The sequence below is a fragment of the Lacrimispora amygdalina genome (assembly GCF_003432035.1).
Taxonomy (GTDB): domain Bacteria; phylum Bacillota; class Clostridia; order Lachnospirales; family Lachnospiraceae; genus Lacrimispora; species Lacrimispora amygdalina.
Genome location: NZ_QOHO01000044.1, coordinates 1 through 7,548 on the forward strand (window position 1 = coordinate 1; position 7,548 = coordinate 7,548).

Genomic DNA, 7,548 nt, shown 5'->3' on the forward strand with positions numbered 1-7,548 from the left:
CATGAATAATTCGGGTTTAATATTGTAGAGTAAGCTTTCATCAAATTTCATAACCAATCGCCCCCAGCTTCTTACGGATTTCTGCTTCGAGTTCATGGGATTTGGCAAACATATCAGAAAGTTCCGAAGTCAGGCGAGCCATTTTCTCGTCGAACGGTTCGCTATCTTCTTCCTGTTCCTCAATGCCAACATAGCGCCCAGGAGTCAGAATATAGTCCTGCTTTTCGATAGTCTGCAAATCGGCTACCGCACAGAATCCTTTCACATCTTCCAGAGTTCCGTTCTGGAATGCTTCAAAGGTGTCCGCTAATTTCTGAATATCTTCATCCGTGAAGTCTCTATGTTTGCGGTCAACCATGTAGCCCATCTTACGGGCATCAATGAACAGCGTTTTGCCTTTCTGCTTTTTGTTTTTGCTAATGAACCAGAGCGTAACAGGAATCGTCACGCTGTAAAACAGCTGCGTAGGCAGGGCAACGATACCTTCCACCAGATCGGCATTGATAATATTCTTTCTGATCTCACCTTCGCCAGAGGACTGTGTAGACAGTGCGCCATTTGCAAGCACCAGACCAATCTTGCCGTTCGGTGCAAGGTGGTGGATCATGTGCTGAATCCATGCGTAGTTGGCATTACCGGCAGGCGGCGTTCCGTACTTCCAGCGAACATCGTCCAGCAGTTTATCCTGTCCCCAGTTGGACAGATTGAAAGGCGGATTTGCCATAATGAAATCTGCACGAAGATTAGCATGAAGGTCATTAAAGAACGTGTCAGCCTGATACGGGCCGAAGTCTGCATCAATGCCACGAATCGCCATATTCATCTTTGCCATCTTCCAGGTATCCGCATTGGATTCCTGACCATAAACGGAAATGCTCTGACGATTGCCGCTGTGTGCCTGAATGAACTTTACGCTCTGCACAAACATACCGCCAGAACCACAGCACGGGTCGTACACCCGGCAGTTATTGAACGGCTTCAGGATTGCAACGATTGTCTTAACGATGCTGGACGGTGTATAGAACTCGCCGCCCTTCACACCTTCGTAGGCAGCAAACTGGGCGATGCAATACTCGTAGGTTCTGCCCAGAAGGTCTTTGCCTTCCTCTGTATCAGACATATCCATATTGGTGAACAGATCGACGACATCGCCCAGAACTCGCTTGTCCAAATCCGGACTTGCGTAATTCTTCGGAAGCACATTTTTCAGAGATTTGTTTTCTGCTTCAATCTCTCGCATTGCTTCATCGAGAACGGTGCCGATTTCCGGAGTGTGAGCCGCAGCTGCAACGGTAGACCATCTTGCTTTCTCCGGAACGAAGAAAATATTCTCGCCCAAATACTCGTCACGATCTTCTTCAAAGCCTTCGCCCTCTGCAACAAGCTCGTTATATTTTCTTTCAAATGCACTGGAAATATAGCGAAGGAAAATCAGTCCAATGATTACCTTTCTATATTCAGCGGCAGGGATGTGTCCCCATAACACGCAGGCAGCATCCCAAATTTGTTTTTCAAAGCCAATGTTGGCATTGTTCTTTTCAGCCATTGCCGATTCCTCCACTCTAACAGTTTATTGTAGTTATGCTTCTTCAGCTTATATTCTACTAAAGAGGCTATCCCATAAAACGGACATATTACTTTTCGTCCGGAACTATTTCCATAATATCGTCAAAGGTGCAGCCCAGGACAGAACAGATTTTTACGAGCGTATCCGTAGTTACATTCTCACCTCGATGCATCTTGTTGATGGTATAGTTACTCAGATTTGCCTGTTCAGCCAAATCTTTTTTCTTCATATCTCGGTCAATCAATAGCTTCCATAGTCTCTTATAGCTGACAGCCATCATTTCACCATTCCTTTCTTCCAGATATTTCGTTCAAAAAGTACCTGTACTTATAATTATAGCACGCAAATAGGTAAACTCAACAAGAAAGTGAGCTATCACTACATTTTATTTTCTTATTTCAAAGAATTATCCGAATTTTTGAAGCGGAAGGACTTTTAGAGCTTAGAGGAGCGGAATTTTGGGGTTTTACAAATTGGCAAGCAGTGTAAACCTGTACAGGTTCACTCATTTTCTCGATTTTCCCTTCGGTGCAATCTTCGCAAATTTGCTTGTTGGGGCAGCATCCCCAATCCCCTTTGATCGGTATCTACGATACCGGCTGCTCGTTCATTCTGAACGTTTTCCTGAGAAAGAAAAAACCTGGACTGCCATTTGGCATCCAGGTTAAAATCTTAATTCCATTTGATTATTCTTTCTTCTCAATCCAACCAATAAAGGTGCTGACCTTTTCGAGTTCTTCCTCATTCATGGTTCTCAGCTTCTCGCACAATTCACGATACGGGGTATTCGCATCGTCCAGCGGGGCGAAAAATTCTGCCGGTGTCATATCAAAATACGAGATGATATTGAACAGTTCCCTGAGAGACGGTAAGGCTGCTCCGCTGGTTATTCCACGAATGTATGAGCCACTCTTATCCAAATCCAAGCTCATTTTGTGTTCGGAAATATTCTTTGCTATTCTTAATTCTGTAATCCTGATACGAATAAATTCATCATACTGCGTGTCGGCCATTCCTGTCCCTCCTTCCTCAACTATTGTAGTATGAATCAAAAGGTGACGTTGGTAGTGAGAAAATGAATTTTCTCTTTATCCTTTCTTGTATTGGTGATATAATTATCAATATCTGGGTTTGATTGGTGATTCCAGTACCAAGCATCTCCAAAGGAGAGATTTTTATGAATTTATTCGCTGTCAGTTTCTTTGGACACAGACAAGTTGATGATCCGTTTTTGATTGAGCGACAGTTGGAATCAATCATCCGTGAGCTGCTTCTTACCAAAGAATATGTCGAATTCCTTGTTGGACGAGACGGAGAATTTGATCAGCTTGTTTCATCAACGGTTCGCAGATGCAAGCGAACCATCCGTGATGACAACAGTTCTCTCGTTCTTGTACTGCCATATATGACGGCAGAATATCGGGACAATGAACAGGCATTTCATGAGTATTATGATGAAATTGAAATCTGTCTCGAATCCGCAGAAAAGCACTTCAAGTCCGCCCATCAAGTCAGAAACCGGTCCATGGTTGACCGGTCGGATTTAGTTATTTTCTGCGTAAAACGCAATTCTGGCGGAGCTTATCGGACCATGCAATATGCAAAAAAGGCAGATGCAAAGATCATGAATCTGCCAGATGTACCTCGTTGACTTTCGTATTATTTTTCTCGGAAAGGAAGAACATGAATAAAAAGAAACGAATAGCCATTCTACTTGCCGTCATTATTGTTGTGGCAGTTGGAATTATAATTGCGGTGGCATCACATCAGAAACAGGAAATGGACTTCGATGAATTTGCTGACCGTTTTGAAAAGAGCGCAGAAGAAGTTCTTGGAGAAGATGTAAGGAAGATCTCCAAATCAGAACTCGCAGCCACACTGACCTATGGAGACCCAAATGACAAGGATAACAACATCTACTACCGTATCCTTAAAACCACATTTTACGAAGGAGGCCCGGAAGAAATCACCGGATTACATACGGAAGCCCTGGGTTTGCTTTTCCCTGTTGACAGTATGGACAGTTGTGAGGAAATGATGATTCAGGATTGGCCGGGCGCTCTTTACAAGAAAGATGACACGGCATTTCTCTGTTGGACTTATTCTCCGGAAGTCACTTATGTTCTGGAATACACTCCAAGCAAACTTGATGATTCCGAAATCATCAAAATGGCTGAAAGTGCAGAACCTGTAAAATAAAAAACCACAGTCTACACTTCAAATCGGAGCGTGACTGTGACTTTTTTTATTTATGCACGGGAATGATTTTTCTATTATTCCTTCTTGGAAAAATGTGATTTTATCACGGAGAGTACCCCCGAAACAGGTTATAATACGAGTACAAAAACACAAGGAGGTACTCTTATGAGACTGAAAGATAAAGTTGCAATTATCACCGGAGGCAGCCGTGGCATTGGTTACGCTACCGCAGACAAATTTTTGAAGGAAGGTGCTACGGTAATCCTAACCGCAAGCTCGCAAGGTTCTGCTGATAAAGCGGTTGAGCAGCTAAAAGAAAAATACCCTGATGCAACAGTTGCTGGAATCAGTCCTAACCTATCCAATTTGGAATCTGTCCGCAATGCTTTCCGAGAAGCCGCCTCAAAATACGGTTGCATTGATATTCTGGTGAACAATGCCGGTGTATCCGAAAGCACTCCCTTTACCGAGTATACGGAGGAAACCTTTGACAAGGTTATGGATCTGAATGTAAAAGGCGTGTTCAATGCTACAAGAGCCGCCAGTGAGTGCATGATTGCAAAAGGTCACGGTGTTATTCTCTCCACCTCCTCAATGGTTAGCATTTACGGCCAGCCCAGTGGCTTTGCATATCCGGCATCCAAATTTGCTGTCAATGGCCTGACAGTTTCCCTTGCCCGGGAATTGGGTCCGAAGGGTATTCGAGTGAATGCAGTCGCTCCTGGTATTACCCTGACTGATATGATGAAAGCTGTTCCCAAGGAAGTAATTGATCCGCTCATCAAACAGATCCCCCTGCGCCGCCTGGGTCAGCCGGAGGATATTGCCAATGCATTTGTATTCCTGGCATCTGATGAAGCGTCCTATATCACAGGTGTTGTACTCAGCGTAGACGGCATGGCAAGAACATAAAAATCGGAAACAGGGCAGCTGGAAACGGCTGCCCTATCTTCAAAATATGGAGGTCTATACATGAAAAGATTTATTCCCATTTTAATGATGCTTCTACTTTTAACAGGTTGTGGAGCCCAGTCATCTGAAACTACCTATCGACAGATTTCCATGGAGAAAGCTGTCACGATGATGGAGGAGGAAACCGAATACATCATCCTCGATGTACGGACTGCTGAGGAATATAGTGAAAAGCATATTCCAGGTGCGATTAATATTGCCAACGAATCCATCGGCACAGAGGACATTCCGGAGCTGCCGGATAAAGATCAGTTGATTCTGGTATACTGCCGCAGCGGTAATCGGAGTAAGCAGGCCTCTGAAAAGCTGGTAAAACTGGGCTACACCAATATCGTTGAAATCGGCGGTATTAATAGTTGGCCCGGTGAAACCGTCGCCGGCGATAAGTGACAAAATCACGGAAAAAGCAACGACTACTGGATATACTAAAGCCATAAAAAAGAAAACAGGAGGACTTAAATATGTCTGCTATCAATGTAAATAAAAACAATTTCAATCAAGAGGTTTTGAACTCGGACAAGCCCGTCCTGATGGATTTTTGGGCTCCCTGGTGTGGTCCTTGCCGCATGGTAGTTCCTCTGGTAGAGGAAATTGCCGAGGAGCGCTCCGATATCAAGGTTGTTAAAATTAATGTGGATGAGGAACAGGAACTGGCTATGCAGTTTGGTGTGATGAGCATTCCCACTCTGGTGGTTATGAAGAACGGCAAAGTCCTAAATCAGGCCACCGGTGCCAGACCTAAGGCTCAGATTCTCGCCATGCTGTAAGGAGGTGCAAAGATGGGATTTTTTGATTTCCTGAAAGGCCCTGACATCAATCAGGGTGTCAAAGAATATAGCGTTACGGATGGCGCAGTCCTGCTGGATGTTCGCACCCCTGACGAATACCGGCAGGGGCATATCCCCGGAAGTAAGAATGTTCCTTTGCAGTCCATTGACAAAGTAACCGTCATGATTAACAATAAAGCTACCCCCATCTTTGTACACTGTCTCAGTGGCGCAAGAAGCCGTCAGGCAGCTGCTATTTTGCAGCAGATGGGTTATACCAATGTGAAAAACATAGGCGGAATTTCCACTTATGCAGGAAAGGTGGAACGCTAATATGAAAGTTGTTATTGTAGGTGGTGTGGCTGGCGGTGCTACCGCTGCCGCCCGTATTCGCAGACTAAATGAGCAGGCAGAAATCGTAGTTTTTGAGCGCTCGGGTTATATCTCCTATGCAAACTGTGGTCTGCCATACTATATCGGTGATGCCATTACCGATCCGGAAGAGCTGACCTTGCAGACCCCGGAGAGCTTCTTCTCCCGTTTCCGTATCATGATGAAAGTGTTGCATGAAGTGACCGCCATCTATCCCGATAGAAAAACGGTTTCTGTAAGAAATTTGAAAACTGGCGAGGAATTTGAAGAAGGCTATGACAAACTGATCCTCTCTCCCGGTGCAAAGCCCACCCAGCCGAAGCTGTCCGGTATGGAGGCGGACAAGTTGTTCACTCTGCGTACTGTGGAAGATACCTTCAAAATCAAAGCGTATATCAACAATAATCATCCGAAATCCGCTGTAATTGCCGGTGGTGGTTTCATCGGCTTGGAACTTGCAGAAAATCTTCGTGAGCTTGGCATGGATGTGACCATTGTGCAAAGCCAAAAGCAGCTTATGATGCCATTTGATTCGGATATGGCAGCATTCATTCACGCAGAAGTCCGAAAGCATGGCATTCATCTGGCATTGGGGCATAAGGTGGAAGGCTTCATCGAAAAAGACGGTGGCGTGAATGTCCTGCTCTCAGATGGCACATCTCTTCACGGAGATATAGCAGTGCTTGCCATCGGTGTAACGCCGGACACCCATCTTGCAAAAGAAGCCGGACTGGAACTTGGTGTTAGGGGCAGCATTGTGGTCAATGACCGTATGGAAACCTCTGTTCCGGATATTTACGCCGCAGGAGATGCTGTTCAGGTCAAGCATTTTGTTACTGATGAAGATACCCTCATCTCCCTTGCAGGACCGGCAAATAAGCAGGGACGCATGATTGCCGACAACATCTGCGGTGGGGACAGCCGATACATGGGTAGTCAGGGCAGCTCCGTAATCAAGGTGTTCGATTTGACCGCTGCGTCTACCGGTATCAACGAAACCCATGCAAAAAATGCAGGGCTGAATGCAGATACGGTCATTCTGTCACCCATGAGCCATGCAGGATATTATCCTGGCGGCAAGGTTATGACTATGAAGGTGGTTTTTGAAAAGGAAACCTACCGTCTGTTGGGCGCACAGATCGTGGGCTACGAGGGCGTAGATAAGCGGATCGACGTATTGGCAACTGCTATCCGTGCAAAAATGACAGCCGTAGAGCTGAAAGACTTAGACCTCGCCTATGCGCCGCCCTATTCCTCGGCAAAAGATCCTGTCAATATGGCTGGATTTATGATCGACAACATTGCAAATGGAACACTGAAACAGTGGCATCTTGCGGATTTGGAAAGTCTGCCGATGGACGGCAGTGTCACACTTCTTGACACCAGAACCGTAGGAGAATACCGGCTTGGTCATATCGACGGCTTCTTAAACATTCCGCTGGATGAGCTTCGGGAGCGATTGAACGAGCTTGACAGGAGCAAACCGATCTATGTGATCTGCCAAAGCGGACTGCGCAGCTACATTGCCAGCCGCATTTTGGAGGGCAACGGTTTCGCTACCTACAATTTCTCAGGTGGTTTTCGCTTCTACGATACTGTTATCAATGACCGTGCGCTTGTGGAATCTTCGCTTGCTTGTGGTATGGATAAATAATCATGACCACCGGCTTA

Annotated in this window: 10 protein-coding genes; 7 read left to right on the top strand and 3 right to left on the bottom strand. The window is 45.5% G+C overall.

The window, feature by feature from the left end; genetic code table 11:
- Positions 1 to 40: 40 nt before the first annotated feature.
- From DS742_RS14510 to DS742_RS14520, 3 genes are all read right to left on the bottom strand, one after another.
- Positions 41 to 1,546: a type I restriction-modification system subunit M gene (locus tag DS742_RS14510; RefSeq protein WP_117417695.1), complete on the bottom strand. Its 1,506-nt coding sequence runs from the start codon at positions 1,544 to 1,546 to the stop codon at positions 41 to 43.
- Between the two features lie 88 nt (positions 1,547 to 1,634).
- Positions 1,635 to 1,844, bottom strand: coding sequence for a helix-turn-helix domain-containing protein (locus tag DS742_RS14515; protein WP_117417704.1), 210 nt, complete (start codon positions 1,842 to 1,844; stop codon positions 1,635 to 1,637).
- 409 nt (positions 1,845 to 2,253) lie between these two features.
- The gene (locus DS742_RS14520) at positions 2,254 to 2,580 is read right to left on the bottom strand and encodes a helix-turn-helix domain-containing protein (RefSeq protein WP_117417696.1); all 327 of its coding nucleotides are present in this window, start codon (positions 2,578 to 2,580) and stop codon (positions 2,254 to 2,256) included.
- Between the two features lie 164 nt (positions 2,581 to 2,744).
- Here DS742_RS14520 and DS742_RS14525 point away from each other — a divergent pair, with 164 nt between their 5' ends.
- The 7 genes from DS742_RS14525 to DS742_RS14555 all read left to right on the top strand — a co-directional run bounded on the left by DS742_RS14525 (position 2,745) and on the right by DS742_RS14555 (position 7,531).
- The gene (locus DS742_RS14525) at positions 2,745 to 3,218 is read left to right on the top strand and encodes a hypothetical protein (protein WP_117417697.1); all 474 of its coding nucleotides are present in this window, start codon (positions 2,745 to 2,747) and stop codon (positions 3,216 to 3,218) included.
- 32 nt (positions 3,219 to 3,250) lie between these two features.
- Positions 3,251 to 3,766, top strand: coding sequence for a DUF4367 domain-containing protein (locus tag DS742_RS14530; RefSeq protein ID WP_117417698.1), 516 nt, complete (start codon positions 3,251 to 3,253; stop codon positions 3,764 to 3,766).
- A 165-nt stretch (positions 3,767 to 3,931) separates the two neighbouring features.
- Positions 3,932 to 4,678, top strand: coding sequence for an SDR family NAD(P)-dependent oxidoreductase (locus tag DS742_RS14535; RefSeq protein ID WP_117417699.1), 747 nt, complete (start codon positions 3,932 to 3,934; stop codon positions 4,676 to 4,678).
- A 60-nt stretch (positions 4,679 to 4,738) separates the two neighbouring features.
- Complete coding sequence (locus tag DS742_RS14540; RefSeq protein WP_117417700.1) at positions 4,739 to 5,128, top strand: rhodanese-like domain-containing protein; 390 nt, start codon at positions 4,739 to 4,741, stop codon at positions 5,126 to 5,128.
- A 71-nt stretch (positions 5,129 to 5,199) separates the two neighbouring features.
- On the top strand, positions 5,200 to 5,505 hold the full coding sequence (gene trxA / locus DS742_RS14545; protein WP_117417701.1) for a thioredoxin: 306 nt from the start codon (positions 5,200 to 5,202) through the stop codon (positions 5,503 to 5,505).
- Positions 5,506 to 5,517: 12 nt separating this feature from the next.
- Positions 5,518 to 5,838 carry a rhodanese-like domain-containing protein gene (locus tag DS742_RS14550; RefSeq protein WP_117417702.1) on the top strand — a complete coding sequence of 107 codons (321 nt, stop codon included), beginning with the start codon at positions 5,518 to 5,520 and terminating at the stop codon, positions 5,836 to 5,838.
- A 1-nt stretch (position 5,839) separates the two neighbouring features.
- Positions 5,840 to 7,531 (top strand): FAD-dependent oxidoreductase, encoded by a 1,692-nt coding sequence (locus tag DS742_RS14555; protein WP_117417703.1) that lies wholly within the window; start codon positions 5,840 to 5,842, stop codon positions 7,529 to 7,531.
- The last annotated feature ends 17 nt before the right edge of the window (positions 7,532 to 7,548 follow it).